The organism is Stenotrophomonas sp. YJH_SMC_94-11, assembly GCF_059370435.1.
Window position 1 is genome coordinate 35,826 of the sequence record NZ_JCAFTR010000006.1, and the last position, 26,223, is coordinate 62,048.

General features: G+C 66.0%; 22 protein-coding genes. 8 read left to right on the forward strand and 14 right to left on the reverse strand.

Annotation, left to right across the window (positions count from 1 at the left end; translation table 11 throughout):
• Positions 1 to 8: 8 nt before the first annotated feature.
• The 4 genes from AC5P74_RS11935 to AC5P74_RS11950 all read right to left on the reverse strand — a co-directional run bounded on the left by AC5P74_RS11935 (position 9) and on the right by AC5P74_RS11950 (position 4,293).
• A complete protein-coding gene (locus AC5P74_RS11935) occupies positions 9 to 1,691 on the reverse strand; it encodes an LTA synthase family protein (RefSeq protein ID WP_372485312.1) in 1,683 nt (560 codons plus the stop codon).
• Between the two features lie 468 nt (positions 1,692 to 2,159).
• Complete coding sequence (locus tag AC5P74_RS11940; RefSeq protein WP_372485314.1) at positions 2,160 to 2,549, reverse strand: GtrA family protein; 390 nt, start codon at positions 2,547 to 2,549, stop codon at positions 2,160 to 2,162.
• Between the two features lie 59 nt (positions 2,550 to 2,608).
• A complete protein-coding gene (locus tag AC5P74_RS11945; protein ID WP_329842801.1) occupies positions 2,609 to 3,547 on the reverse strand; it encodes an electron transfer flavoprotein subunit alpha/FixB family protein in 939 nt (312 codons plus the stop codon).
• The gene (locus AC5P74_RS11950; RefSeq protein WP_057494113.1) at positions 3,547 to 4,293 is read right to left on the reverse strand and encodes an electron transfer flavoprotein subunit beta/FixA family protein; all 747 of its coding nucleotides are present in this window, start codon (positions 4,291 to 4,293) and stop codon (positions 3,547 to 3,549) included. Before AC5P74_RS11950 ends, AC5P74_RS11945 begins: the two co-directional genes overlap by 1 nt.
• Positions 4,294 to 4,556: 263 nt before the next feature.
• Here AC5P74_RS11950 and rfbB point away from each other — a divergent pair, with 263 nt between their 5' ends.
• Genes rfbB through rfbD form a run of 4 tightly spaced genes read left to right on the forward strand, consistent with a single transcriptional unit; the run spans position 4,557 to position 7,958 of the window.
• A complete protein-coding gene (gene rfbB / locus AC5P74_RS11955) occupies positions 4,557 to 5,612 on the forward strand; it encodes a dTDP-glucose 4,6-dehydratase (RefSeq protein WP_053497903.1) in 1,056 nt (351 codons plus the stop codon).
• Positions 5,613 to 5,626: 14 nt separating this feature from the next.
• Complete coding sequence (rfbA, locus tag AC5P74_RS11960) at positions 5,627 to 6,514, forward strand: glucose-1-phosphate thymidylyltransferase RfbA (RefSeq protein WP_495204946.1); 888 nt, start codon at positions 5,627 to 5,629, stop codon at positions 6,512 to 6,514.
• Entirely contained in the window at positions 6,511 to 7,068 is a 558-nt protein-coding gene (gene rfbC, locus AC5P74_RS11965; RefSeq protein WP_004141806.1) for a dTDP-4-dehydrorhamnose 3,5-epimerase, read from the forward strand. The genes rfbA and rfbC overlap by 4 nt, the downstream gene beginning before the upstream one ends.
• Complete coding sequence (gene rfbD / locus AC5P74_RS11970) at positions 7,065 to 7,958, forward strand: dTDP-4-dehydrorhamnose reductase (protein ID WP_495204947.1); 894 nt, start codon at positions 7,065 to 7,067, stop codon at positions 7,956 to 7,958. The genes rfbC and rfbD overlap by 4 nt, the downstream gene beginning before the upstream one ends.
• A 103-nt stretch (positions 7,959 to 8,061) precedes the next feature.
• Here rfbD and AC5P74_RS11975 read toward each other — a convergent pair whose 3' ends face one another.
• The 3 genes from AC5P74_RS11975 to AC5P74_RS11985 form a co-directional block, all read right to left on the reverse strand.
• A complete protein-coding gene (locus tag AC5P74_RS11975) occupies positions 8,062 to 9,465 on the reverse strand; it encodes a mannose-1-phosphate guanylyltransferase/mannose-6-phosphate isomerase (protein ID WP_206620165.1) in 1,404 nt (467 codons plus the stop codon).
• 11 nt (positions 9,466 to 9,476) lie between these two features.
• Positions 9,477 to 10,823, reverse strand: coding sequence for a phosphohexomutase domain-containing protein (locus tag AC5P74_RS11980; protein ID WP_188248445.1), 1,347 nt, complete (start codon positions 10,821 to 10,823; stop codon positions 9,477 to 9,479).
• Positions 10,824 to 10,921: 98 nt separating this feature from the next.
• The gene (locus AC5P74_RS11985; RefSeq protein WP_495204948.1) at positions 10,922 to 14,233 is read right to left on the reverse strand and encodes a DEAD/DEAH box helicase; all 3,312 of its coding nucleotides are present in this window, start codon (positions 14,231 to 14,233) and stop codon (positions 10,922 to 10,924) included.
• A gap of 160 nt (positions 14,234 to 14,393) precedes the next feature.
• Between AC5P74_RS11985 and AC5P74_RS11990 the strand changes: the two genes are divergently transcribed.
• Positions 14,394 to 15,125 (forward strand): CoA transferase subunit A, encoded by a 732-nt coding sequence (locus tag AC5P74_RS11990; RefSeq protein ID WP_329842794.1) that lies wholly within the window; start codon positions 14,394 to 14,396, stop codon positions 15,123 to 15,125.
• 1 nt (position 15,126) lies between these two features.
• On the forward strand, positions 15,127 to 15,759 hold the full coding sequence (locus AC5P74_RS11995) for a CoA transferase subunit B (protein WP_495204949.1): 633 nt from the start codon (positions 15,127 to 15,129) through the stop codon (positions 15,757 to 15,759).
• Between the two features lie 38 nt (positions 15,760 to 15,797).
• Here AC5P74_RS11995 and AC5P74_RS12000 read toward each other — a convergent pair whose 3' ends face one another.
• The gene (locus tag AC5P74_RS12000) at positions 15,798 to 17,852 is read right to left on the reverse strand and encodes a glycoside hydrolase family 99-like domain-containing protein (RefSeq protein WP_495204950.1); all 2,055 of its coding nucleotides are present in this window, start codon (positions 17,850 to 17,852) and stop codon (positions 15,798 to 15,800) included.
• Positions 17,853 to 17,970: 118 nt separating this feature from the next.
• On the opposite strand from AC5P74_RS12000, the gene AC5P74_RS12005 reads away from it, so the two are divergent.
• Complete coding sequence (locus AC5P74_RS12005) at positions 17,971 to 18,558, forward strand: alpha-ketoglutarate-dependent dioxygenase AlkB family protein (protein WP_329842790.1); 588 nt, start codon at positions 17,971 to 17,973, stop codon at positions 18,556 to 18,558.
• Positions 18,559 to 18,562: 4 nt separating this feature from the next.
• Here the strand turns inward: AC5P74_RS12005 and AC5P74_RS12010 are convergent, their stop codons facing one another.
• From AC5P74_RS12010 to AC5P74_RS12025, 4 genes are read right to left on the reverse strand one after another with little or no spacing between them, the layout of a single operon-like run.
• Positions 18,563 to 19,204 carry an ABC-type transport auxiliary lipoprotein family protein gene (locus tag AC5P74_RS12010; RefSeq protein ID WP_049440685.1) on the reverse strand — a complete coding sequence of 214 codons (642 nt, stop codon included), beginning with the start codon at positions 19,202 to 19,204 and terminating at the stop codon, positions 18,563 to 18,565.
• The gene (locus AC5P74_RS12015) at positions 19,201 to 20,127 is read right to left on the reverse strand and encodes an MlaD family protein (protein ID WP_005415199.1); all 927 of its coding nucleotides are present in this window, start codon (positions 20,125 to 20,127) and stop codon (positions 19,201 to 19,203) included. The genes AC5P74_RS12010 and AC5P74_RS12015 overlap by 4 nt, the downstream gene beginning before the upstream one ends.
• A 3-nt stretch (positions 20,128 to 20,130) precedes the next feature.
• Positions 20,131 to 20,958, reverse strand: coding sequence for an ABC transporter ATP-binding protein (locus AC5P74_RS12020; protein WP_005415200.1), 828 nt, complete (start codon positions 20,956 to 20,958; stop codon positions 20,131 to 20,133).
• A gap of 1 nt (position 20,959) precedes the next feature.
• The gene (locus tag AC5P74_RS12025) at positions 20,960 to 22,081 is read right to left on the reverse strand and encodes an MlaE family ABC transporter permease (protein ID WP_065179137.1); all 1,122 of its coding nucleotides are present in this window, start codon (positions 22,079 to 22,081) and stop codon (positions 20,960 to 20,962) included.
• A gap of 92 nt (positions 22,082 to 22,173) precedes the next feature.
• Between AC5P74_RS12025 and AC5P74_RS12030 the strand changes: the two genes are divergently transcribed.
• Complete coding sequence (locus AC5P74_RS12030) at positions 22,174 to 23,433, forward strand: threonine/serine exporter family protein (protein WP_005415202.1); 1,260 nt, start codon at positions 22,174 to 22,176, stop codon at positions 23,431 to 23,433.
• A 109-nt stretch (positions 23,434 to 23,542) separates the two neighbouring features.
• On the opposite strand, the gene AC5P74_RS12035 is transcribed toward AC5P74_RS12030, so the two are convergent.
• Both AC5P74_RS12035 and AC5P74_RS12040 read right to left on the reverse strand, forming a co-directional pair.
• The gene (locus AC5P74_RS12035; RefSeq protein ID WP_005415203.1) at positions 23,543 to 23,926 is read right to left on the reverse strand and encodes an H-NS histone family protein; all 384 of its coding nucleotides are present in this window, start codon (positions 23,924 to 23,926) and stop codon (positions 23,543 to 23,545) included.
• A 220-nt stretch (positions 23,927 to 24,146) separates the two neighbouring features.
• Positions 24,147 to 25,850, reverse strand: coding sequence for a proline--tRNA ligase (locus AC5P74_RS12040; RefSeq protein WP_346607681.1), 1,704 nt, complete (start codon positions 25,848 to 25,850; stop codon positions 24,147 to 24,149).
• Positions 25,851 to 26,223 lie beyond the last annotated feature (373 nt).

A 26,223-nucleotide genomic window follows, 5' to 3' on the forward strand; every position in this document is an offset into this window, starting at 1 on the left:
ATTGCCGATCATCGGGTATCGATGATCAGATCCATCGCTTTGTAGCGTTCGATCGTTTCTTTTGACTGCTCGTAATACGCCTTCTGTTCCGGAGGAACGTAGTACTCGGAGTACGAGCTGTTGGCGTCGGTCAGGATGTACTCGACGCCAATATTGGACACCCTGTCCAGCGCGCATTGCTCGAAGAGCGTGCAACCCAGAAACAGGTTGTGAGCGCTTTTCACGTTCAGCAGGCTGAGCAACGAAGGCGCCAGATCCAGCGAGTTCTTGCCACCAGCGTCGATCGTGTGGTGCTCCACCCCCTTCCAGTAGATCAGCAGGGGAATCTTGTCGACGAAGTAGCCCTGGACACGGGGGTCCGCAGCAACGGCATTCGGCCCGGGGAAAGTGGAATGATCCGCGGTGATCACCAGCAGGGTGTTCTCATGCAGTCGACTGGCCATGAATCGATCGATGAAGTGGCCGATGTCGTGGTCGTAGGTGTGGAACCTGTTCAGGACGATGTTGTCGCCCTTGCCGTATGTGTTGCTGCCATCCAGGAATGCATGGGTCTGGAAGTTGTAGGCGGCCGCAAAGAATGGCTTGTCAGCTGGCTGCGCTTCCAGCTCGGAGAGCATGCTGTCGAACAACTGGACGTCGGAAAGATACTTCGGACGGGCACCGTGCGTGTTCCCGCGGACGTGGCGGTCATACAGGTAGTCGCGGCCCAGTACGCGGTCGAAGCCCAGAGTGTCGATCATCTTGTTGATGTACTCCTGCTGCGACAGGAAGAACATGCTGCTGTAGCCCTGCGCACGAAGTATGTCTGCGATGCTCGCCCGGGAGACGGCGGTGATGTCGGCTGAAACGTCGCGCTGGCCGATGCCCGTGCCTTCTTCGTTGTAGCCATCGACTTCCTGGTGGCCGGAGGTCAACTGCCCGCGCAGGCCACGGAATGTAGCAGCCGTATGGTTGTAGTAGTTGGTGACTACCAGCGAGCCCCCGGCCAGACGGTCCAGGTTGGGAGTCACGCCGACATGGGCGCTGTCATAGGTATCCATCCAGCGGGCAGACATGCCTTCGGTGAAGATCACAATGACGTTCGGCTTGGCCGGCAGGCTGGCGGTCATCTCGGCCGGGAATCCCTGCTGATAGACCTTCTTCCGCGAGAACTCGGCACGAGCTTCAAGCAGCTCCGCTGCAGTGAGCTGGGCGCGGCCGCTCATGCTGGCGAAGGTGGAATAGGCACGCAGGAACGACGAGATCGGTGCCTCGCCACGCGCAATGACTATCCCGCGAGCCAGGGGCTGAGCGTGGATCATGCCGGCATAGACAGCCGCAGCCATGGCCAGCAATGCCAATGAAGTGCGTGGGCTGAAGCGTGGCTCGTCCGCGCGATGGACAACGGCGAATGCGATGAAGGCGAGCAGATAGGCACCCAGCATCGCGTACACGCCGTTGAATGCGATCAGTCCAACCACTTCCTGATTGGCGAAGGCAATGGGTGGAATCAGTCCCCCGGACAGCCATGCCGAATAGAGTTGGGCCACGTAGACGAAACCCGCTGCTGCGGGAATCACCAGGGCAACGATCCGCAGCCACCGGTTGCCGACGCCAAGCGCGAAGCGAGTAACCAGATCGAGCAGTACCAGTTCCAGCAGGAAACTGATGCCCAGGTACAGAAGATCGGCATGCGTGTAATAGCGGTCCATCCGCAACAACAATACGCCGGTCAGTAATCCAGCAACGCAGGTTCCCCAGGCCGGGAGGCGCCGCCACATGTTCAAGATACTAATGCTCATCAGCCAGATGGAAGAATCTCCAAGGAATTCTTCCTGCGTGCCTCTCGTGAATGGGAATGCGCGAGGTGCCTGACTTGAATGGTCGGCACTCCTTGGCGTGCTGGATCATAGGGCTTCTTCATTGCACTGTCACATTTGTGATTGAGTATCGAAAGATTGCGCTGCGTACTGGACTGATACGTTGCGAAATACGTTCGGCCTGTGGAGGCGGAAGTTTGCTGATCGTGGCGATTGGTGCCGGATCATGAGACCGGCTGCCTTGTTCGCAAAAAAAAACCGACATCGATTGATGCCGGTTCATGCCTACGGAACATACTGTTCTTCTGGTTCGCTATTGGATTCTTGGTGTCGCCCGCGAACCTTGGCTTGCTTGGGCGATCACCGCTGCGCAGCGCTCGTGCTGAAAACCAGTCGGGAAAATATCAGGTAATTCCAAGCGGCGATCATTCCCATCACAATGAACTTGGCGATGAGCGGATGCATCCCCGCGGTTCCCACCATCAACAGCATCGCCAGATTGCCGGCGGCAAGATTGATACCTGCGACGATTCCGTACTTGAGCAGCTCATGTCCGGCCTTCCCTTCGCTATGGAACACCCAGTGACGGTTCAGCAGGAAGCTGACCACAAAACCACACGCGAAGCTGAGCGACTGACTGACCAGCAGCCAGGAAGGGCCCAGAGTGGATTGCAGCACGAAGAACGCGGCGTACTCCACAGCGGCGGCGGAGCCGCCAGAAATCAGAAAGCGTAGGAATCTTGGTGTCATGCACTTTCCAGCGTGGACCAGGGCGCCCAAGGACGCCCTGACCAACAGCCAATCCGATGTCAGAGCGCAGCTTCCAGCTCCGGCAGGATCGCAAACAGATCCCCCACCAACCCAATATCGGCAATCTCAAAGATCGGCGAATCCGGATCCTTGTTGATCGCCACGATCGTGCCGGCATCCTTGATGCCGGTCAGGTGCTGGATCGCACCGCTGATACCCACGGCCACGTACAGCTCCGGGGCGATGATCTTGCCGGTCTGGCCGACCTGCAGGTCGCTGGGCACGTAGCCGGCATCGACCGCGGCACGCGAGGCACCAACGGCGGCACCGAGCTTGTCGGCCAGCTGGAAGATCACCTTGAAGTTCTCTTCCGAACCGACGCCACGGCCACCGGAGACCACGCGCTTGGCGCTCTGCAGGTCCGGGCGGTCGCTGGCACCAGCGGCGAGGCCGACGAAGCGGGTGTGGGTCGGCAGGGCAGCATCGACGCTGGCCGCTTCGACGACGGCGCTGCCGCCCTCGGCGGCTTCCGGCCACGACGCGGCACGCACGGTGGCGACCACGATCTGGTCGGCCGGGGCTTCCACGGTGATGATCGCGTTGCCGGCATAGATCGGGCGCTTGAAGGTGTGGCTGCCTTCGACGGTCATCAGGTCGGAGACCTGGTTGACGCCCAGCAGGGCAGCCACGCACGGCATCAGGTCCTTGCCGAAGGTGGTCGACGGGCCGAACACGTGGGTGTAGCCCTTGGCCAGCTGCGCGATCTGCGGCGCCAGCACCTGCGCGATGGCCTGCGCGTTGGCAGCGTTGGCCACGGTCAGGACCTTGGCGACGCCACTGATCTTCGCGGCCTCGGCGGCGACGGCGGCCGGATCGGCGGCCAGCACCAGCACGTCGATGCTGGCACCGCTGATGGCGGCGGCGGCGCTGACAGTCTTGGCGGTGGCGGCGTTGAGCTTGCCGTCGTGGTGTTCGGCGATGACGAGAATCTTGCTCATTACAGCAGCCCCTTCTGCTTGAGTGCGGCCACCAGTTCGGCCGCGTCCTTGACCATCACACCCTTGCTGCGCTTGGACGGTGCGGCGTACTGGGTGGTCTTGAAGGTGTCGGCGGCTTCAACGCCGAGGTCGGCCAGCTGCAGGGTCTCCAGCGGCTTGGCCTTGGCCTTCATGATGTCCGGCAGCTTGATGAAGCGCGGCTCGTTCAGGCGCAGGTCGGTGGTGACCACCGCCGGCAGATCGACTTCCAGCGTTTCCAGGCCAGCGTCGACTTCACGGGTCACCGTGGCCTTGCCGTCTGCGATCTCGAGCTTGCTGGCGAAGGTCGCCTGCGGACGGCCCCACAGCGTGGCCAGCATCTGGCCGGTCTGGTTCGCGTCGTCGTCGATGGCCTGCTTGCCCAGGATCACCAGGTCCGGCTGTTCCTTCTCGATCAGCTTGAGCAGGGTGCGGGCGGCGGTCAGCGGCTGGATGGCCTGGTCGGTGACCACATGGACGGCACGGTTGGCGCCCATGGCCAGGCCATTGCGCAGGTGCGCCTGGGCGTCGGCCGGAGCAATGGTGGCGACCACGACCTCGCTGGCGATGCCCTTGTCGCGCAGGCGCAGGGCTTCTTCCAGGGCGATTTCATCGAAGGGATTGGGGGACAGCTTGACGCCGTCGGTGACCACGCCGGAACCGTCCGGCTTGACCTGAATGCGGACGTTGTAGTCCACCACGCGCTTGTACGCGACGAGGATTTTCATCTGGTACGGGGTCCTTCAATAACGGGGAGAACGTCCGGTCCTCGTAAAGCAACCGGTTCGGGGGTGGGATCCCGATTCTAGCTGGCTTGGGACGACCATGCGAATGCGTATGGTTATGCTGCGCTGCGGCATGGCTCGCGTGAATCCAGTGCGTCGTTCACGTCACGCAGGCAGTCGTGAAGACGAACCACATGTATCCTGTGCTGCTGTGCTGGGGTGCTTCATGGCACCCCTTGGATGAATTTCGATCAGGAGAACAGGTAGTGCCCACATGGCTTGTCACCGGCGGTGCCGGATTCATTGGCGGTAACTTTGTTCTCGAAGCGGTCGCCCGTGGCATCAAGGTCGTCAATCTCGACGCCCTGACCTATGCCGGCAATCTGAAGACCCTGTCCAGCCTGGACGGCAACCCGAACCACGTGTTCGTGCAGGGTGACATCGGCGACAGCGCCCTGGTCACCCGCCTGCTGGCCGAACACCAGCCCGACGCCGTACTGAATTTCGCCGCTGAGAGCCACGTGGACCGTTCCATCGACGGCCCGGGCGCTTTCATCCAGACCAACGTGGTGGGCACCCTGGGCCTGCTGGAAGCGGTCCGTGACTACTGGAAGGCGCTGCCGGCCGAACAGGGAGCGGCCTTCCGCTTCCTGCACGTGTCCACCGACGAGGTTTACGGCACCTTGGGCGAGACCGGCAAGTTCAGCGAAACCACCCCGTATGCCCCGAATTCGCCGTACTCGGCGTCGAAGGCCGCTTCGGACCACCTTGTGCGTGCCTTCCACCACACCTACGGGCTGCCGGTGCTGACCACCAACTGCTCCAACAACTACGGCCCGTATCACTTCCCGGAGAAGCTGATCCCGCTGGTGATCGCCAAGGCGCTGGCCGGCGAGCCGCTGCCGGTGTACGGCGATGGCAAGCAGGTGCGCGACTGGCTGTTCGTGTCCGACCACTGCGAGGCGATCCGCACCGTGCTGGCCAAGGGCAAGGTCGGCGAGACCTACAACGTCGGCGGCAATTCGGAAAAGCAGAACATCGAAGTGGTGCAGGCGATCTGCGCCCTGCTGGACCAGCGCCGCCCGCGCGCGGATGGCCAGCCGCGCAGCAGCCAGATCACCTATGTCACCGACCGCCCCGGCCATGATCGCCGCTATGCGATCGATGCGTCCAAGCTGAAGAACGATCTGGGCTGGGAACCGGCCTACACCTTCGAGCAGGGCATCGCCTTTACCGTCGACTGGTACCTGGACAATCAGGACTGGGTCAACGGCGTGCTGGACGGCAGCTACCGTCTGCAGCGCATCGGCACTGCGGCCTGAACCCTGGAGACGACATGACGCAGCGTAAAGGCATCATCCTCGCCGGCGGCTCCGGCACCCGGCTGTATCCGATCACCAAGGGCGTCAGCAAGCAGCTGCTGCCGGTGTACGACAAGCCGATGATCTACTACCCGCTCAGCGTGCTGATGCTGGCGGGCATCCGCGAAGTTCTGATCATCAACACCCCGCACGAGCAGGCGCTGTTCCAGCAGCTGCTGGGCGACGGCTCGCAGTGGGGTATGGACATCCAGTACGCGGTGCAGCCGAGTCCGGACGGCCTGGCCCAGGCCTACCTGATCGGCCGCGACTTCGTCGCCGGCAAGCCGAGCTGCCTGGTGCTGGGCGACAACATCTTCCACGGCCACGGCCTGCGCGAAGTGCTGCGCAACGCCGACCAGCGAGAGCAGGGCGCGACCGTATTCGGTTACTGGGTCAACGACCCGGAACGTTATGGAGTAGCCGAGTTCGATAAGGACGGCAAGGTCATCGATCTGGTCGAGAAGCCGGAGAATCCGCGTTCGAACTACGCGGTCACCGGCCTGTACTTCTACGATGGCAATGCCAGCGACTATGCGGCCGAGCTCAAGCCGTCGCCGCGTGGCGAGCTGGAGATCACCGATCTGAACCAGCGCTACCTGCGCGAGGCCCACCTGCACCTGGAGGCCCTCGGCCGTGGCTATGCCTGGCTCGATACCGGCACGCACCAGTCGCTGCTGGAGGCCTCCAACTTCATCGAGACCATCCAGACCCGCCAGGGCCTGCAGGTCTGCTGCCCGGAAGAAATCGCGTTCGGCAAGGGCTGGATCAACGCCGAGCAGCTGGAAGCACTGGCTGCGCCGCTGATCAAGAATGGCTACGGCCAATACCTGCACAAGCTTGCCCTGCGTGGAGTCGTTCCGTGAAAGTGATTGAAACCAAGTTGCCCGGTTGCGTGGTGATCGAGCCGGCGGTGTTTGGCGATGCCCGCGGCTATTTCTTCGAAACCTGGAATGCCGAGCGCTTCGCCGCGCTGGGCCTGCCCGATCGCTTCGTGCAGAGCAACGTGTCGACGTCCGCGCAGGGCGTACTGCGCGGACTGCATTACCAGTGGCCGCGCCCCCAGGGCAAGCTGGTCAGCGTGCTCGAAGGCGAGGTCTACGATGTGGCCGTCGACATCCGTCGCGGCTCGCCGACCTTCGGCCAGTGGGAAGCGGTGGTGCTGAGCGCGGAGAACAAGAAGCAGTTCTGGATTCCCGAAGGCTTCGCCCACGGATTCGCTGTGCTGTCCGAGCGTGCGGTGTTCAGCTACCTGTGCACCGAGGTTTACCTCAAGGACTTCGATGCCGGCGTGCGCTGGAACGATGCGGACATCGCCGTGGACTGGCCGGTCAGTGCCCCGACCTTGTCGGCCAAGGACGAGAACGCGCCATTCCTGAAGGACATTGCTGAAGACCGCCTGCCGGTCTACGTGCCATGACCGTGCTGGTGTTCGGTGGCAATGGCCAGGTCGGCCAGGAGCTGCTGCGCGCGCTGGTGCCGCTGGGCAAGGTGGTCGCGACTACCCGCAGCGGCCAGCTGCCGGACGGCAGTGCATGCGAAACGGCCGACTTCGGCCAGCCCGACAGCCTGCCGGCACTGCTGGATCGCGTGCAGCCGTCGCTGGTGGTCAATGCGGCCGCCTACACCGCCGTTGACCGCGCAGAGCAGGACGCTGATGCGGCCTTTGCTGCCAACGCGCAGGCGCCGGGCGCAATCGCGCGCTGGTGCGCGGCCCACGGCGTGCCGTTCGTACACTATTCGACCGACTACGTGTTCGATGGCCAGGGCAGCGCGCCCTATCGCGAGGACGAGCCGACCGCACCGCTGGGCGTGTATGGCACCAGCAAGCGCGATGGCGAGGACGCGGTGCGTGCGGCCGGTGGCCGCCATCTGATTTTCCGCACGGCGTGGGTGTATGCCTCGCACGGCGCGAATTTCCTGCGCACCATGCTGCGCGTCGGGGCCGAACGCGATGCGTTGCGGGTGGTGGCCGACCAGATCGGCACGCCAACGCCGGCCGCGCTGATCGCTGATGTCACCTTGCAGGCGCTGCAGCATCCGGAGCAGCTGTCCGGGACCTGGCACCTGACCGCCAGCGGCCAGACCAGCTGGCATGGGTTCGCCGAAGCGATCTTCGCCGAGGCATTGGCCAGCGGCGTGTTGGCCAAGGTGCCGACGGTCGAGGCGATTCCCAGCTCCGAGTATCCGACCCCGGCCAAGCGTCCAGCCTGGTCGGTGCTGGACAACCGCAAGCTGCAGCAGGATTTCGGCATCGTGCTGCCAACCTGGCAGGACGGCCTGAAGCGGGTGATGGCGGAGCTGGCCTGATGGCCGTAGCGCCGGGCCGTGCCCGGCGATGCCGCGCGGCCGGGCCGATCAGGAACGGGTCAGAGCCCGCTGCGCAGCAACGGGATCCGACCCCGGGCAAACCTCAACTGCGCCCGTAGGTATCCTCGAAGCGCACGATGTCATCCTCGCCGAGGTAGCTGCCGGACTGCACTTCGATCAGTTCCAGCGGCAGCTTGCCCGGGTTGCGCAGGCGGTGGGTCACGCCCAGCGGAATGTAGGTGCTCTGGTTCTCGCTGAGCAGGATCACTTCATCGCCACGGGTCACCTCGGCGGTGCCGCTGACCACGATCCAGTGCTCGGCGCGATGGTGGTGCATCTGCAGGCTCAGCGTGCCACCGGGCTTGACCGTGATGCGCTTGACCTGGAAGCGCTCGCCGTTGTCGATCGAATCGTAGGCGCCCCACGGGCGATAGACCTTGCGATGCCAGGTGGCCTCGCTGCGGCCCTCGGCCTTCAGCTGTGCCACCACGGTCTTGACCTCCTGCATGCGGTCGGCTTTGCCGACCAGTACGGCATCGTCGGTCTCGACCACGATCACGTCATCGAGGCCGACCATGGCCACCAGGCGCTGGCCGTAGGCATAGGTATTGCGGCAGTCGATGGCGATCACGTCGCCCTGGTGCGCGTTGCCGTCGCCGTCCTGCTGCGAGACATCGCGCAGCGCAGTCCACGAACCGACATCGTTCCAGCCCGCATCCAGTGGAATCACCACCGCATCGGCGGTCTTCTCCATCACCGCGTAGTCGATCGAATCGGACGGAACGGCGGTGAAGGCGTCCTTGTCCAGGCGGGTGAAGTCGGCATCGCGGCGCGCCTGCTGCCAGGCCTGGCGGCTGCCAGCCAGCATCGCGGGCTGGAAGCGTTCCAGTTCCTGCAGGTAGCGCGAGGCCTTGAACAGGAACATGCCACTGTTCCAGTAATACTGGCCGCTGCTCACATAGCCGGTCGCGGTATCCAGGTCGGGCTTCTCGACGAAGCGCTCGACCGCACGCAGGCCCTGGCCATCGGCGGCCTTGATGTAGCCGTAGCCGGTTTCCGGGCCGGTCGGCACGATGCCGAAGGTGACCAGCTTGCCGGCTTCGGCGGCACCGGCGGCGGCCTGAACCGCTGCGCGGAACGCCGCCTCGTCGGTGATCACGTGGTCGGAGGGCAGCACCAGCAGCAGCGCATCGGCGCCGTCGCGGGTGGCTTCCAGCGCGGCCACCGCGATCGCCGGGGCCGTGTTGCGACCGATCGGCTCGAGGATGATCGCGGCCGGCTCGGCGCCAACCTGCTGCAGCTGCTCTGCGGCGACGAAACGGTGCTCTTCGTTGGCGATCACCAGCGGCCCGCGCGCGGCGATCGGCGCGACACGCTTCCAGGTGGCCTGCAGCATCGTCAGTTCACCCGCCAAGGGCAGGAACTGCTTCGGATACGCCTCGCGCGACAGTGGCCACAGGCGGGTACCGGATCCACCGGACAGGATGACGGGCTGGATGCTGCTCATGCGTTCCTCGGTTACTGCTGGATGAGGCGGGAGATGTCGTCGGTGCGCGCCTGCATCAGCGCGGCATCGCCCCGGGCTTCAACATTCAGGCGCAGCAGCGGCTCGGTGTTGGAGCTGCGCAGGTTGAAGCGCCAGTCGCCGAAGTCGGCACTGATGCCATCGGTGTGGTCCAGCGTGGGCGACTGCGCCGCGAAATGCTCCATCACGCGCGCGACGGCGGCCTTGGCATCGGCCACCTTGAAGTTGATCTCGCCACTGCACGGATAGGCGGACATGCGGTCTTCGACCCAATCGGCCAGCGAGCGCCCGCTTTCGGAAACCAGCTGGGCGATCAACAGCCACGGGATCATGCCCGAGTCGGCATAGGCGAACTCGCGGAAATAGTGGTGGGCGCTCATCTCGCCGCCGTACACCGCGTCTTCGGCGCGCATCTTTTCCTTGATGAAGGCGTGGCCGCTCTTGCACTGCACCGGTACGCCGCCGGCCTGTTCGACCATGTCCACGGTGTTCCAGACCAGGCGCGGGTCGTGCACGACCTTGCCGCCGGGGTTGCGCGCCAGGATTGCCTTGGCCAGCAGGCCGACCAGGTAGTAGCCCTCGATGAAGCGGCCGGTGTGGTCGAAGAAGAAGCAACGGTCGAAGTCACCATCCCAGGCAATGCCGAAATCGGCGCCGTGTTCGCGCACCGCGTCGGCAGTGGCGGCGCGGTTCTCCGGCAGCAGCGGGTTGGGAATGCCGTTGGGGAAGCTGCCGTCCGGTTCATGGCAGATGCGGATGAATTCGAACGGCAGGTGCGGTGCCAGCAGGTCGACGATGGCACCGGCGCCGCCGTTGCCGGCGTTGACCACCAGCTTCAGTGGGCGCAGCTTGCCAGCATCGACATAGCTCAGCAGATGCTGGATATACGCGCTCTTGTCGTGCCGGGCGCTCTGCGCGGCACGCGGCGGTTGCGCCTCGGACGTGTCGGCGGCGACCGCATCGGAAATCGCGAACAGGCCGGTATCGGAGCTGATCGGCCGCGCGTTCTCCTTGACCAGCTTCATGCCGTTGTAGTCCATCGGGTTGTGGCTGGCGGTGACCATCACGCCGCCGGCCGCGCCCAGATGGTCGGTCTGGAAATAGACTTCTTCCGTGCCGCACAGTCCGATGTCGATCACCTCGCGCCCGGTACCGCGCAGGCCTGCGGCCAATGCATCCTGCAGCGCGGGGCTGGTCAGGCGCACGTCGTGGCCCAGTACCACCGGGCCCGGCGCAAGCTGCGCCGCCAGCGCCACGCCGATGCGGCGGGCCAGATCTTCGTTCAGTTCTTCCGGCACGCGGCCGCGGATGTCATAGGCCTTGAAGGCGGGCAGGGGCATTGATCGGGATCCTTGGGGAACTCAGCCCACGATTGTAGTCCCAGTCCTGTATGGGAATCGTTTCCATGCCGCAACGCCACGTGACTGGCGTCCGAGGGTCAGGTTCGCGTCGACCGCTTGCCCGCTTTACGCAGACGCTTGCCGGGCAGGCCCGGCAACGGCGCCAGTAGCGCCTGCACGTCTTCTTCGCTGAAGCGCGGCCCCGTAGCGCCGCCGCCTTCGAGAATGGAGTCGGCCAGCGTGGCCTTGCGCTCCTGCAGCTCGGCAATCCGTTCTTCGATGCTGCCTGCGGCGATCAGCCGGTAAACGAACACCGGCTGCTGCTGGCCAATGCGATGGGCGCGATCGCTGGCCTGGTTTTCGGCCGCCGGGTTCCACCACGGATCGAAGTGGATGACGGTATCGGCGGCGGTCAGGTTCAACCCGACGCCACCTGCTTTCAGGCTGATCAGGAACACCGGCACCTCGCCCTGCATGAAGCGCTGCACGGGCGAGGCCCGATCCTGGGTGTCGCCGGTCAGGGTCACATAGGCCAGCCCGAGCTCCTCCAGCGCCTGCGCGATCAGTGCCAGCATGCCAGTGAACTGCGAGAACACCAGAACCCGCCGGCCTTCCTCGACCATCGACGGCAGCATGTCGCGCAGCAGCTCCAGCTTGGCCGAGCCGGCATTGCGTGCCGGGGCGTCGCCCGGCAGCAGGCGCGGATCGCAGCAGACCTGGCGCAGCTTCAGCAGGGCATCCAGCACCACGATATGGCTGCGCGCCAGCCCGCTGCCGCTGATGGCCTCGCGTACCTGCTTTTCCATTGCCGCACGCACGGTTTCATAGAGATCACGCTGGCCGCCCTCCATGTCCACCGCGCGGGTAATGAGGGTCTTGGGCGGAAGCTCTGACGCGACCTGGTCCTTGCGCCGGCGCAGGATGAAGGGACGCAGACGCTGCGCCAGCAACGTGGCGCGACGGTGGTCGCTGCCACGTTCGATCGGATGGCGCCAATGCTGGTTGAACTGCTTCTCGCTGCCGAGCAGGCCGGGCAGCAGGAAGTCGAACTGCGTCCACAGTTCGCCCAGGTGGTTTTCCAGCGGCGTGCCGGTCAGGCACAGCCGGTGACGCGCCTGCAGCGTGCGCAGGGTGATGGCCGCGCGAGACTTCGGATTCTTCACCTGCTGGGCTTCATCCAGAATCAGCAGATGGTAGGCATGTGCCTGCAGCGCCTGCTCGTCGCGCCACAGCAGAGGGTAGGTAGTGAGTACAAGGTCGTGCCCGGGAATCGCCTCGAACAGCGTTTCACGTGCCGGTCCATGCAGGGTCAGCACGCGCAGGCCCGGGGTGAAGCGTGCCGCTTCGCTCTGCCAGTTGTGCAGCAGCGAAGTGGGCACCACCAGCAGCGCTGGACGGTCCAGGCGGCCGGCTTCCTTCTCGACCAGCACATACGCCAGCGTCTGTACGGTCTTGCCCAGCCCCATGTCATCGGCCAGCACGCCCCCCAAGCCCTGCTGGCGCAGGTACTGCAGCCACGACAGGCCTTCGCGCTGATAGGGACGCAGCGTTGCCACCAGCCCTGCCGGCGGCGGCACTTCACCCAATGCGGGTGCCTGCATCAGCCGCTGCACCATCGCCTGGGTGTCCTTGCGCCCCCGGAACTGCAGGTGCGCCGTGTCCTGCAGCGCCTGCAGGCGGCCACGGTCAAGCGCAGACAGGCGCAGCGGCGCCCCGCGCTGGGCGAACAGGTCCGCCAACAGGGCCATGATCGGCTTCAGCCGTGCGGCCCGCAGTGCCAGACACGTGTTGTCGCCCGTCGTCAACAGGATGTTCTCATCGTCGCCGATGGCGTCCAGCTGGCCACGCATCCAGCGGGGATCGGACTGCAGCACCTGCTGCAGCAGCGGAACCATCGACACGTTGCGGCCTTCCACCTGGATGTCCAGGCCCAGGTTGAACCAGCCCGCATCCGCCGGGTCCGCCTGGATGTCCAGGTCGATCACATCCACCCGGGTGATGCGATGGCGGAAATCGTCGTCCGTCTCCACCTTCCAGCCCAAGGCTTCCAGGCGCGGCACGTCGTCCAGCAGAAACCGTGTCCAGTCATGGGTGCGCAGCTGGAACTGAGGTCCTGCGCCCTCCAATGGCGCCCGCGGAGCCGTGTCGCGATGCAGTCCCACCGTGCGCAGCTCGGCCTCACGCCGTGATTCCTCAGCCAGGTCGCGGGGCAGCAGGGCAAGCTGGCCCTCCGGATCGTGTGCGAACAGGCTCGGATCGTCCAGGAACCGGATGTGCTCGTCGTATTCGAAGGCCACGGTCGCGATATCGGCCCATTGCGAAGCGTCGCCGCGGCCAAGCCATGCCGGACGGAACTCGATCGTATGCAGGCGCAGCACGGGAATCATCGAAGTGATCTGCAGGGTGGGCAGCGTGTCGCTTGCACCGGGGCGCGGCAGCGCAGGGTCGATCTGCTGCAGTATCTGTGCGACCACCGACGCTTCATTGGGTAACAAACTGGGCAGGCTCAGGAACGCGTCGGCGTCTTCGGGCCTGACATCCAGCTGCAGTGGACCGACCTCGCCGGTGACCGGGTCCAGATAGCACGCACTCCGGCCCAGGACCACGCCTCTGGCGCCGCCCTCCACGCTCAACGTGGGTTCCAGCAGCGTCGCGCCCTGCGCCATGTCAACGACCCAGCCCAGTTCGCCGCGGCGTGGAGCGCCCGACCGGGCCAGCACGTCCTGCGTACCACATGAGACCCAGCCATGGCCGCTGGAGACGAGCAGCTGCAGGGTGGCCGCGAAGTCGATCCATTCGTCTTTCGTCGCGGGCTGCCGCTGGGTGCGTAGCTGGATCATCACCGCCAGATCAGTCGGGGTGAGGTATGCGGGAGGCTGCAGCAGCAGGTCTGCGGTGATATCCATCCACTTGCCCGGGCTGATCGCACCATCGGCACCGTACTTGACGCGCCGGACCAGCACGGCGGGGCGATGGTTGTAGGTGGACAGTTCGAAGATGACACCGTTCCGGCGTGGCTGGGCCGGCCGGATCCGGGTGCTCTGCCAACGCGAGAGATCCGCCAGCAGTTCAGCACGCGGCGGTTGCGCCAGGTCCTGTTCGGTCAGGGGGCTCTCATCCATGGCCAGCGGTTCCAGCATGTGGGAGACCAGCACCGCCGCCACATGCTTGCAGGCGCGGCCGACGGGGCAGGAGCAGGCACTCTGCAGGCGGCTGCGCGCGGTGCGCATACTGGCGGCCAGATCGATCTCCACCTGGTAGGGATGCCTGGCCGAACCCTGCACCTCGGCCGTCAGCAGGCCCTCGCGAAGTTGCCGGTTGCGCACGCCACCCAGACACTGCTCGCTTTTCTGCAGTGTCCATTCGTCGATCCAGCGGAACAGGTCTTCGTCGGTGAAGGTCAGCGTCATCGTAGATGGAGGGGCGCAGGCGATGAGGCACCCTTCTGGGTGGAATCAGCCCTTCTACGCAATGCCCGCCCGGTGCTCCGTCAATGCTGCGGCGCATCCAGGCCCTTCGCCGCCCTCCAGCTAGAATGCCGTCATCCTCAACGTGCAGGGTAGTACAGCAATGCAGCAATCGACTTCCGGCGGAAAGCGCAGCAAGCGCTTCGCCAGTGCGGCGGAGGCCCTGCAGGGGGTGGTCGCCGATGGGCAGACCCTGGCCGTGGGCGGCTTTGGCCTGTGCGGCATTCCCGAGGCGCTGATCGCTGCGCTGCGCGACAGCGGCGTCAAGGGCCTGACCGTGATCTCCAACAATGCCGGCGTCGATGGCTTCGGCCTGGGCCAGCTGCTGGAAACGCGGCAGATCAAGAAGATGATTTCGTCCTACGTGGGCGAGAACAAGGAATTCGAGCGGCAGTTCCTGGCCGGCGAGCTGGAGCTGGAATTCAACCCGCAGGGCACCCTGGCCGAGCGCCTGCGTGCCGGCGGCGCGGGCATCCCTGCGTTCTTCACTGCCACCGGCTATGGCACGGTGGTGGCCGAGGGCAAGGAAACCCGCGCGTTCGATGGCAAGCACTACGTGATGGAGACCGCGTTGCGCGCCGACGTGGCACTGGTCAAGGCCTGGAAGGCCGACGAGGCTGGCAACCTGGTGTTCCGCAAGACCGCGCGCAACTTCAACCCTGCCTGCGCGATGGCCGGCAAGGTCTGCATCGTGGAGGTTGAAGAGGTCGTGCCGGTCGGCGCCATCGACCCGGACCAGGTGCACCTGCCGGGCATCTACGTGCACCGCATCGTGCACAACCCGCATCCCGAGAAGCGAATCGAACAGCGCACCATTCGCGCGGAGGGCAACTGACATGGCGTGGAGCCGCGATGAAATGGCGGCCCGTGCCGCCCAGGAACTGACCGATGGCGCCTACGTGAACCTGGGCATCGGCCTGCCGACCCTGGTCGCCAACCACATTCCCGAAGGCGTGGACGTGTGGCTGCAGTCGGAGAACGGCCTGCTCGGCATCGGCCCGTTCCCGACCGACGCTGAAGTCGACGCCGATCTGATCAATGCCGGCAAGCAGACCGTCACCGCACGTGCGGGCGCCAGCTACTTCGGCAGCCACGACAGCTTCGCGATGATCCGCGGTGGACACGTCAATCTGGCCATCCTCGGTGCCATGCAGGTCACCGACAAGGGCGACCTGGCCAACTGGATGGTGCCCGGCAAGATGGTCAAGGGCATGGGCGGCGCGATGGACCTGGTGGCCGGCGTGCAGCGCGTGGTGGTGTTGATGGAGCACACCGCCAAGAACGGTGAGCACAAGATCCTGGCCGAATGCACGCTGCCGTTGACGGGTGTTGGCGTGGTCGACCGCATCATCACCGACCTGGCGGTGTTCGACGTGACCGATACTGGTCTGCAGCTGGTGGAAGCCGCGCCGGGTGTCAGCGATCAAGAGCTGAAGGAAAAGACCGGCGTCGCGTTCCAGCGCGACTGATCGATACGGGCGAGGGGGCGCGTTGTGCCCCCTCCATGTCAGCTGCGTCGGGCGTAGGCGTACTCGTCGCTGCTGGCATCGGCCTCGCCGAGGCAGGCTGCGGCTGTCGTGATGCGCAGTCCAGCGTGTTCACAGCACGCACCCAATACACGTTCAACGGCATGGGCCAGCGTTCCATCGATCTGGCCCTGCTCGATGTCGAATGCGCTGCGATACAGGTGCGCGTCCAATACTGGGCGCAGGGCCTGAAGCCGCCACCAGCCCATACTGCCGGCGCCGAATCGACTGGTGTCCACGGGGGGGGGCAGTCCAAGCCGCGCCTGCAGCCGTGCCAGTAGGGGGCCATTGCCACCGACGAATTCGGCAACGGGAAGCAGATGCCCTTCGGCCACCACCATGCCCAGTCCGGGGTCGGCCTGGAAGGCGGCAAGGATGCGTGCGGCGCGTCCGCCCTGTACCAGCCGTTGCAGTAGTTCCTGCCGCCATTGGTCGCCATCTGCGCGATGGGTTGAGCGTTTCGTGTGCAGTTTGAGCACCACTTCGTGCCCTGCCTGGAGGAGCCGTTCGGCGACCTCCAGGAACGGCAGGATGTCGCGACCGTGATTGTCCACGGCCACCACCTCACCCTCAAGTCCGTGTGCCACCAGGGCCTGCCGAACCTGATCGATCTGCGTAGCCGGCGTGGTCACTACGATTGTCCAGTCCAGTGCTGCCTCGCGCAGCGCGGACAGCACCTCCGGCAGCGTTTCCAGGTACCAGGCATGGAGATGTACTGCCGGTGCCGGACGCGGTGCCGGCGCCGGCGCCGGCAACAGCGCCTCACGGGTGGCCTGCAGCCAGGCATGGCCGAGGCGGGCATCCGGTTCCAGCACGGCACCTTCAGCCCACTCGTTCCAGGCGTTTATGAACACCAGTCGCTGCGCCTGCGGTGCTGCGGAGAGGCGTTCATGGATCGTGGTGCGCAACCAGTCACGGTAACCACGTGGTGAAGCGTGCAGGTACACGCGGCCGCGACCGGAACGTCGGGCCTCGTTGTCCCAACCGGGGTTGACCCCGGGATAGAGCGGGTAATCGGGCAGGGGACGGGCGGCGATTCCGCTGGCCAGTTCGCGCCAGTCGCGCACGTCGCCATTGAAGTCGGGATTGAGCAGCCACTGCTGCGCCGAAAGTGAGCGCGGATTACTCATGTTGGGCGGGAACTCGACCGCCGCATCAAAGCCGATATCGCGCGGATCCGGTCGCTCGAAGCCCTGGACGTAGGCCAGGTGGATCTCTCCCACGCCGTTGTCGCGGCACCAGCGGCGCCAGCGCTCGGCAGTCGCCCGGGCGTCGGGCAGCAGGTTCGGGCGATAGACCAGCAGCATCGGCCGACCCTCGACTTTCAATGCACGGCGGTCGCGCAGGTAGGGCGCGACATGTGCGATGAAGGCCAGATCGTCCTCTGCGCTGTGCTGCTGGCCGATCAGGATGTCGTCGTCGCGGCCGTCCCAGCGTCGTGCCCAGTTCTCGTTGGCCCAGCACAGGCAGAACGGCAGGTCGATGCTGTCATCGGCCAGCCATTGACGCAGCGGGTCCTCCATCAGGGTGCGGCCGCTGAACCAATAGTAGTAGAAGCAGAATGCGCCGATGCCGTACTCCGCAGCCAAGCGTGCCTGGTCACGCATCACCTGCGGGTTGCGCAGGTCATAGAAGCCGAGGTCGGCCGGCAGGCGGGGTTGGATGTGACCCTCGAACTGCGGCAGGGCGCGGGTCACGTTGCGCCACTCGGTAAAGCCCTTGCCCCACCAGGCGTCGTTCTCCGGGAAGGTGTGGAACTGCGGCAGGTAGAAAGCGACCAGCGTCGCTGGCATGGGTGACGGCAATGCTCCCTCACGCCATGGCACGTGGCCGATCGCCGGTTCATCGGCACGCCAGCGCAGCTGGGCACTGGCGCGCGCGCCCCACTCATCCTGCTGCCCCTTGGGGGGCGGCGGCACCCAGTCGCCATGCCGTGCCAACAGCCGGGTGCGCAACCGGTCGCGCTGCGCCTGCGGCAACGGCAAGGCCCGGAACACGGCGCGCAGCAACGGGAACAGCGACTGGCGCAGGCTCATCGGGTGAGGCCTCGCGACAGCGGGCGGTAGGACGGGATCAGCATCTGGGCAACGGTCATGGCGCCATTTTCGGTGTTGGCGGCCATGACGGCAAACGGCGGCGTGCTAGCGTGTGACCATGCTGTTCCCCCATGACCTGCCCGATGCCGATGTCCTGCACCTGCCGGGATGGCTGGCTGCTGCCGACGCCGACCGGCTCAGGGGGGCGCTGCAGGCCGACGTGCGGTGGGAGGTCCACCGCATCCGCATGTTCGGCAACTGGGTGGACTCGCCACGGCTGAGCTGCTGGATCGGCGACCCGCAGGCGCGCTACCGCTACTCCGGTGCCGAGTTCGTGCCGCATCCGTGGCCGCCTGTGTTGCAGGCCGTGCGCGGGCGCCTGCGGGCCGAAGGCTACGGCCGCTTCAACAGCGTGCTGCTGAACCGCTATCGCGGCGGCGGCGACTACATGGGCTGGCACAGCGATGACGAGCCGGAGCTGGGGCCGGCCCCGGTGATCGCGTCGCTGAGCCTGGGTGCGGCGCGCCGTTTCCTGCTGCGCCGACGCGACGATCCGGCGCGCAAGGCTGAATTCGTGCTTCGCCATGGTGACCTGCTGCTGATGGCCGGGCAGACCCAGCGCTTCTACCAGCACGCGTTGCCGAAGATGACGCGGGTGCAGGGCGAGCGCATCAACCTGACGTTCCGCTGGATTGCGCCGCGCTGATCGATCAGCGCGCGACGTTAGGTTGGTCGGCCTGCCCGCTCACCAGCGTCCAGCCGACGACGTCCTGTGCCAGCTGCTGCAGGCCGCGCTCGAACGCCGCGGTCACCGCCGGCACGTCGGTGCTGCCGACCGGCTGCGCCTGGCGGAAGGTGCGGTCGGCCACCACGCGCTGGTCGGCGACATGGATCAGCTTGGCGTTGACCTCGATCACCACGGTCGGCGTGGCCTGGCCCTGGTAATCCGATTCGAAGCGACGCACGTCGGTGGACAGCTTGTAGTCGGCGCGGATGCCGGCAGTGCTGCGGGCCACGCCGCGGATGCGGCCGGAATCCTCGAAGCCACGCAGCAGGGTGTCCTCGATCATGTCGGTGGCCGGCTGCGCCCAGCTGGCCCCCTTGTAGATCTCAAGCTGGGAGGGTGTCGGCCGCACATTGATGCGCGGGCTGTCGACCATGCGCGCGGCGCTGGGCTTGGCCAGCACCAGCTGCCAGCTGGCCTGCGGCCATGCCGGGTCCGCCTTGACCTGCACGGACGGCGAGTACAGCGTCACCGCGGTTTTCTCGCTGCTGCCGAGGATGGAGCAGCCGCCCAGCAGGGTGACCATCGAAGCGGCCAGCAGCAGGCGCGGAAGGGTGGTCGGGCTCATTTGGGTTCGAACTCCTTCGGTGCGTCGCGGCCCAGCAGGTAGCGCGCGGGGTTGTTCTCGAGGCGGTCGCTGACCCGGCGCAGGTCGCGGATCAGGCCGCGCAGTTCGGTCAGCGTCGGGCCCAGCTGGCCAAGGCCATCGTTGGCAAAGCTGTTGATCGCGGCGCGGTTCTCGCCAAGGATCGAATCGGCGTTGCCGGCGGCCGAATCGAGCTTGGCCAGGGTCGTGTCGAGCTTGTCGATGATGCCGGGCAGCTGCTGCACCAGGTTCCTGTCCAGGCGCTCGATGGTGCCGTTGGTGGTCTTCAGCGTGGTGTCCAGGCTGCGGGCGGCATCGCGCGCGCTGAGCAACAGCGCCTGCGTGCCCTGGTCACGGTCGGCCAGGCCACCGCTGATCGTCTCCAGGTTGGCCAGCGTCGCGTTGATCGAGGCCACGTTGCGGTCGCTGAGGATCTGGTCCATGCGCTCGACAATGCGGTTGGCCACGTCGGTGATGTTCTGCAGCGCCGAGGGCGTGGTCGGGATGATCGGTGCCGGGTCCTTGTTGACCGTGGTCAGCGCCGGCGACTGCGGCGTGCCGCCGCTGAGCTGGATGATCGACGGGCCGGTCAGGCTGGTGATCGCCAGCTTGGCGCGGGTATCGGTCTTGACCGGCGTGTTGGAGTTCAGGCGGATGCGCGCGACCACCTGGCGCGGGTCGTCCGGCACCAGGTTCAGTTCGGTGATCGAGCCCACCGCGATGCCGTTGTACTGCACCGGGCTGCCCACCGACAGGCCGGTCACCGCTTCGCGGAACACCACGCGGTACTCCTGCCAGGTGCGGTCGGAGGAGTACTTGGCCGCCCACAGGCCGAAGGCCAGCAGGGCCAGGCCGGTGATCAGGGTGAACGCGCCGATCAGCACGTAGTTGGCTTTGGTTTCCATGGCTCAGGCACTCTCGATCTGTTCGCCACGCGCGGCGCGCGCGCGGGGTCCGTGGAAGTATTCCTGGATCCACGGATGATCCAGTTTCTCGATGTCGGGCAAGGCGGCGTTGGCCACCACCTTGCGGTCGGCGATCACCGCTACCCGGTCGCAGATCGCATACAGCGTGTCCAGGTCGTGGGTGATCAGGAACACGGTCAGCCCCAGCGCTTCCTGCAGCGTCTTGATCAGGCGGTCGAACGCCGCCGCGCCGATCGGGTCGAGGCCGGCGGTGGGTTCGTCCAGGAACAGCAACGGCGGATCCAGCGCCAGCGCCCGGGCCAGGCCGGCGCGCTTGCGCATGCCGCCGGACAGCTGCGAAGGCAGCTTGTTGATCGCGTCGGCGGGCAGGCCGGCCAGTTTCACTTTCAGCAGCGCCAGTTCGTAGTGCCAGCGCTCGGGCAGTTCGCGGTGGTGTTCCTTCAATGGAACCTGGACGTTCTCACCCACGGTCAGCGACGAGAACAGGGCACCGTCCTGGAACAGCACGCCGGTATTGCGTTCGATGTGCAGGCGGCTCTCGGCGTCGTCGGCGCGCGCATCGCGGCCGAGGACTTCGATCTGCCCAGCATCCGGCACACGCAGGCCGAGGATCGAGCGCATCAGCACCGACTTGCCGGTGCCGGAGCCGCCGACCACGCCCAGGATTTCGCCGCGGCGTACGTCCAGATCCAGGTCTTCGTGCACGGTCTGGCTGCCGAACCGGTTGACCAGGCCACGCACGCGGATGGCCAGTTCGTGGCCCTGGTCGTCGCGCATGTCGATGGATTCGGGGAGGGCGGATGTGCTCATGTCACCAGTCCATGTGCATGAACCACAACGCCGCGAAGGCGTCGATGATGATCACCAGCGAGATCGTCTGCACCACGCTGGAGGTGGTGCGCTCGCCGACCGACTGCGCGGTGCCCTCGACCTTCAGGCCCTCCAGGCAGCCGATCAGGCCGATCACCAGGGCGAATACCGGCGCCTTCGACAGGCCTACCAGCAGGTGCCGCACTTCCATCGTCTCGTGCATGCGCGCGATGTACATCTGCGGCGGGATGTCGAGGTCGAACGCACCGACGGTGATGCCGCCGGCCAGGCCGGCGATCATCGCGATGAAGGTCAGCAAGGGCAGGGTGACCAGCAGCGCCAGCAAGCGTGGCAGCACCAGCAGGTCGACCGGGTCCAGGCCCAGCGTACGCATCGCATCGATCTCCTCGCGTGCCTTCATCGCACCGATCTGCGCGGTGAAGGCGCTGGCGGTACGGCCGGCCAGCACGATCGCGGTCAGCAGCACGGCGAACTCGCGCAGGAAAGCGATGTTGACCAGCTCGACCACGTAGATCTCGGCGCCGAAGTCGCGCAGGATGGTCGAGCCGAGGAACGCGATCACCGCGCCCACCAGGTAGGACAACAGCGCCACCAGCGGCACCGCATCCAGCCCGACCTGCTCCATCTGATGCACGGTGGCGGTCAGCCGGAAGCGGCGGGGTTCCTTGACCAGCCGCGCCGCCTTGACCAGGTTCTCGCCGAGGAAACTGCACAGGGCCTTGATGTTGTGGCCGGTGGCGTGGACGCTGACACCCAGCCGCTCAAGCGCGGCCAGCACGCCGAAATCGCGCTTGGCCTTGGGCCGGTCATCGGCCACTTCCTCGATGGTGCACACCAGCGCCTGGTGGTCCGGCCGGAACTGCAGCGCGTCTTCGTGGAGATCGGCGCGATGGGCCACGCGCAGCACCTGCAGCACGCCGGCCGAATCGAGCTGCTCGATGCCGGTGGCATCGATGCCGGTCAGCGCGTCGGGAACGCCGCGCAGGACTTCGGCCGCGGCCAGCGCGGTCTTCAAGGTCCAGGTGCCGGACAGGCGGATCAGGCCCGGGTCGTGGGCATCCTGTTCGAGCTGGGGGGCGAGATTCGGGGTGACGTGGGCCATTCGGGTCGCAGCATAACCGTTCTGTATCGGGCTTCGCGTCGAACTTGGATGAATTTCTCCGGTGGGCCCCAGCGTAGGTAATACTACGGCGCATGTCCGCAGATGCTCACACGATCCCCACGCCCCAGGCCACCTACGCACAGCGCGTGGCCTTCGTTTCCGAGATCGCCGGACGCCTGCACAGCTATGGCACCACGGCCCAGCGCCTGGAAACGGCGGTGGTTGCACTGGCCCGCCAGCTCGATCTGGATTGTGAACCGTGGTCGAATCCCACCGGCATCATCCTCAGCTTCAGCGATCCGGCCCAGGCGATCGGCTCCAGCGACATCACCCGCGTGATCCGCCTGGCACCGGGTGAGAACGACCTGCACAAGCTCAGCGTTGCCGACCACATCGCCGAAGAAGTGTCCAACGGGCGGATGAGCATCGCCCAGGGCCACACTGCGCTGCGCCAGCTGGACAAGGATCCGGGCCGGCGCGGCAAGCTGCGCACCATCCTGTCGTTCAGCCTCGGCGCGGCGGGCGTGGCGGGCATGTGGAAGCTGCCGTGGCTGGACATCGCCACCGCCGGTGTCATCGGCCTGATGATCGGCCTGCTCGGCATGGTCACCGATCGCCGCCCGGCCACCCGCGAAGCCGCCGAGGCGCTGGCCGCGCTGCTGGCCGGCATGGTCGCCACCCTGGTCGCGTCGTTCATTGGTGCGCTCAACCTCAATACGGTGATCATCGCCTCGCTGGTGGTGCTGCTGCCCGGCATGTCGCTGACCAATGCGGTCAATGAGCTGGCCAGCCAGCACTGGGTATCGGGTACCGCGCGCTTTGCCGGCGCGCTGACCACCATCATGAAGCTCAGCGTCGGCGCGATGATCGCGGTGACCCTGGCCGATGTGCTCGGCCTGGATCCGGTGATCCGGGCCGCGCGGCCGCAGGGGCCGTGGGTGGAATGGGGCTCGCTGCTGACCGCCGCATTTGCCTTCGCGATGCTGTTCAAGGCCAATCGCCGCGATTATCCGTGGGTGATTGCCGCCTCGGTGGCCGGTTATGCGATCTCCAAGTTCGGCGGCCACGCCTGGGGCGCACCGGCCGGTATCTTCCTGTCGGCAATGCTGCTGACCGCCGGTGGCAACCTGTTCGGACGCCTGGTCGGGCGTCCGGGCGCGATCATCCGCCTGCCGGGCATCATCATGATGGTGCCCGGCAGCACCAGCCTGCGTGGCGTGCTGACCCTGGTCCAGCAGCAGGACGTGGGCGCCGGCCAGAGCGTGTTTCTCACCGTTCTGAACGTGGTGATGGCGCTGGTGGCGGGCCTGCTGTTCGGCAACCTGCTGATGCCGGCGCGCAAGACCCTGTAGAGCCGAGCCCATGTTCGGCTTTGCATATGGATGGCCGAGCGTGGGCTCGGCTCTACAAACAGGAAACGCCGGCTTTCGCCGGCGTTTTTCATTGCTCCCCGATCCGGCCTCAGGCCTTCTTGATCAGGAAATCTTCCGGCTTCTTGTTGCCCTTGGCGGTCAGTTCAGCCATCCAGCGCGGCTGCTTGCCACGGCCGGTCCAGGTTTCCTTGGGGTTGGCCGGGTTGCGGTACTTCGGGGCAACCTTGCCCAGCTTGCGGCCGGCGGTCTTCGACGGTGCCTTGGCGACCTTGGCCACCTTGCGCGCGCGCGGGGCCGGGGCGTCGCCGAACAGTTCCTCGATGGTGTAGCCCTCGGTCTTGGCCAGCTTGGTCAGCTGGGCGCGCACCTTGGTGATCGGCCGGCGCTTGGCGACGATGGTCTGCTGCTTCTTGGCGGTACGGATCAGGGCGCCCAGCTCGCGTGCTGACAGGCCGGTCAGGTCAATGCTCATTTACGGTTACTCCGGAAACTAATGTGTGGACGGGACAAGCCAGTCCATGGCGTCGGCGGACAGAATAGAGATGAATTAATCACAGCACAAATGCAGGCAGGACATGCCGTGGCGGCATACCAGCGCCGTGGCGGCGATTTTGACCGGATTATGTCCGCTGCAATATCGGCGAAGGCCGCGGGCAGAAAAAAAAGACCGGGGCAGGCCCGGTCTTTCCACGTCAGCCCTGCAGTCGCTGCAGCAGGGTGGCCTTGTCCAGGCTCTCCGCCTCGCTGGCGCGGCGCGCGCGGTACTCGTAGGTGCCGGCGGCCAGGCCGCGTTCGCTGACCACCACGCGGTGCGGGATGCCGATCAGTTCCATGTCGGCGAACATCGCGCCCGGGCGCAGGCCGCGATCGTCGAGCGCGGCGTCCAGGCCGGCGTCGCGCAGCTCCTGCAGCAGATTGGCTGCAGCGTCGGCCACGGCGGAATCGCCCTTCGGGTTGATCACGCACACCACGACCTGCCACGGCGCCATCGCGTCCGGCCAGATGATGCCGGCATCGTCATGGTTCTGTTCGATCGCGGCAGCCACCACGCGCGAGATACCGATACCGTAGCAGCCCATCGCCATCACCGCCGCCTTGCCGTTTTCATCCAGCACGGTGGCATCCAGCGCTTCGGCGTACTTGCGGCCGAGCTGGAACACGTGGCCGACTTCGATGCCACGGGCGATCTTCAGTTCACCGCCGTCCACGGCACGATCGCCGGCACGCACGTTGCGGATGTCGGCCACTTCCGGTTCCGGCAGGTCGCGGCCCCAGTTGACGCCGGCCAGGTGGAAACCGGCCTCGTTGGCGCCGACGACGAAGTCGGCCATTGCCGCCACTTCGCGATCGGCGACCACGCGGATGGCCTTGGCCGGCGCGACCGGGCCGAGGAAGCCTGGCACGCTGCCCAGGTGCTCGGCGATTTCCGCCTCGCTGGCGAAGCGTTGCTCGTCCAGCCCGGCCACCTTGGCCAGCTTGATCTCATTGACCTCATGGTCGCCACGCACCAGCACCAGCACGAACTGCTGTGCCTCGCCTTCGCCGGCGATCAGTGCCACCGACTTCACCGTGCGCTGCAGGTCGATGCCGAGCAGGGCCGCGACGTCCTCGCAGGTCTTCTGGGTGGGGGTATCCACCTTGCGCATTGTTTCGGTGGCGGCCGCACGCGGTGCCGGATCGGCGGCGATCGCCGCCTCCATGTTCGCCGCGTAGTCCGAACCGGTGGAGAACACCAGCGCGTCTTCGCCGGAATCGGCGATCACGTGGAATTCCTGCGAGGCATCGCCGCCGATCGCGCCGGAGTCTGCCTGCACCATGCGGAAATCCAGGCCGAGGCGGGTGAAGATGCGGCTGTAGGCCGACTTCATGTTCTCGTACTCGCGCACCAGGCACTCATCGTGCAGGTGGAACGAATAGGCGTCCTTCATCAGGAATTCGCGCGCGCGCATCACGCCGAAGCGCGGGCGGATCTCGTCGCGGAACTTGGTCTGAATCTGGTAGAAGTTCACCGGCAGCTGCTTGTAGCTGGACAGCTCGCTGCGCGCGAAGTCGCAGGCGGCTTCTTCGGCGGTCGGGCTGTAGCAGAACACCTGGTCCTTGCGGTCCTTGATCTTCAGCAGCTGCGGGCCGAACTTCTGCCACCGGCCGGTCTGCTCCCACAGTTCCTTCGGCTGGATGGTCGGGATCTGGAATTCCACCGCGCCGGCCCGGTTCATTTCCTCGCGAACGATGCGCTCGACCTTGCGCAGCACGCGCAGGCCCAGCGGCGACCAGGTGTACAGGCCCGATGCCAGCTTGCGGATCATGCCCGCGCGCAGCATCAGCCGGTGGCTGGTCAGCTCGGCGTCGCTGGGGGTTTCCTTGGTGGTGTGCAGGTGGAACTGGGAGAGGCGCATCGTCGGCTTCGGATAACGGCAGAGACGTCTATTCTGCCAGCCCGGCCGGGGGGAGGGGTATCGGCAGGGCTGCGCCCTGCACCCGCCGTAGTGCCGGCCGCTGGCCGGCAACCTCAGAAGCAACAGCCGAAGCAACAGCGGGTTTCCCGTGGGATGGCGGGGTGGGGCCGGTTGCGGGGGACGCCGTAAACCCCGCTCCGCGGTCCGGCCCAGCCGCTGGCGGCTGTGCGTTCGGACGCTTGCGAAGCAGTGCTTCGCAAGCAAAGCGCCCTCACCCTTGGGGGCTTGGCCGCGGCATCCATGCCGCGGACACTCCCGCAACCGGACCCACCCCGCCTTCGACAGTTTCCTGCGAGCTGTCGGAATGGCTCCT

What these genes read in the sequence shown, in the direction of transcription:
- AC5P74_RS11935 (WP_372485312.1), bottom strand. Translation starts at nt 1,691, where the DNA reads ATGGACCGCTATTACACGCATGCCGATCTTCTGTACCTGGGCATCAGT.
- AC5P74_RS11940 (WP_372485314.1), bottom strand. Translation starts at nt 2,549, where the DNA reads ATGACACCAAGATTCCTACGCTTTCTGATTTCTGGCGGCTCCGCCGCC.
- AC5P74_RS11945 (WP_329842801.1), bottom strand. Translation starts at nt 3,547, where the DNA reads ATGAGCAAGATTCTCGTCATCGCCGAACACCACGACGGCAAGCTCAAC.
- AC5P74_RS11950 (WP_057494113.1), bottom strand. Translation starts at nt 4,293, where the DNA reads ATGAAAATCCTCGTCGCGTACAAGCGCGTGGTGGACTACAACGTCCGC.
- rfbA (WP_495204946.1), top strand. Translation starts at nt 5,627, where the DNA reads ATGACGCAGCGTAAAGGCATCATCCTCGCCGGCGGCTCCGGCACCCGG.
- rfbD (WP_495204947.1), top strand. Translation starts at nt 7,065, where the DNA reads ATGACCGTGCTGGTGTTCGGTGGCAATGGCCAGGTCGGCCAGGAGCTG.
- AC5P74_RS11975 (WP_206620165.1), bottom strand. Translation starts at nt 9,465, where the DNA reads ATGAGCAGCATCCAGCCCGTCATCCTGTCCGGTGGATCCGGTACCCGC.
- AC5P74_RS11980 (WP_188248445.1), bottom strand. Translation starts at nt 10,823, where the DNA reads ATGCCCCTGCCCGCCTTCAAGGCCTATGACATCCGCGGCCGCGTGCCG.
- AC5P74_RS11985 (WP_495204948.1), bottom strand. Translation starts at nt 14,233, where the DNA reads ATGACGCTGACCTTCACCGACGAAGACCTGTTCCGCTGGATCGACGAA.
- AC5P74_RS11990 (WP_329842794.1), top strand. Translation starts at nt 14,394, where the DNA reads ATGCAGCAATCGACTTCCGGCGGAAAGCGCAGCAAGCGCTTCGCCAGT.
- AC5P74_RS11995 (WP_495204949.1), top strand. Translation starts at nt 15,127, where the DNA reads ATGGCGTGGAGCCGCGATGAAATGGCGGCCCGTGCCGCCCAGGAACTG.
- AC5P74_RS12000 (WP_495204950.1), bottom strand. Translation starts at nt 17,852, where the DNA reads ATGAGCCTGCGCCAGTCGCTGTTCCCGTTGCTGCGCGCCGTGTTCCGG.
- AC5P74_RS12005 (WP_329842790.1), top strand. Translation starts at nt 17,971, where the DNA reads ATGCTGTTCCCCCATGACCTGCCCGATGCCGATGTCCTGCACCTGCCG.
- AC5P74_RS12010 (WP_049440685.1), bottom strand. Translation starts at nt 19,204, where the DNA reads ATGAGCCCGACCACCCTTCCGCGCCTGCTGCTGGCCGCTTCGATGGTC.
- AC5P74_RS12015 (WP_005415199.1), bottom strand. Translation starts at nt 20,127, where the DNA reads ATGGAAACCAAAGCCAACTACGTGCTGATCGGCGCGTTCACCCTGATC.
- AC5P74_RS12020 (WP_005415200.1), bottom strand. Translation starts at nt 20,958, where the DNA reads ATGAGCACATCCGCCCTCCCCGAATCCATCGACATGCGCGACGACCAG.
- AC5P74_RS12025 (WP_065179137.1), bottom strand. Translation starts at nt 22,081, where the DNA reads ATGGCCCACGTCACCCCGAATCTCGCCCCCCAGCTCGAACAGGATGCC.
- AC5P74_RS12030 (WP_005415202.1), top strand. Translation starts at nt 22,174, where the DNA reads ATGTCCGCAGATGCTCACACGATCCCCACGCCCCAGGCCACCTACGCA.
- AC5P74_RS12035 (WP_005415203.1), bottom strand. Translation starts at nt 23,926, where the DNA reads ATGAGCATTGACCTGACCGGCCTGTCAGCACGCGAGCTGGGCGCCCTG.
- AC5P74_RS12040 (WP_346607681.1), bottom strand. Translation starts at nt 25,850, where the DNA reads ATGCGCCTCTCCCAGTTCCACCTGCACACCACCAAGGAAACCCCCAGC.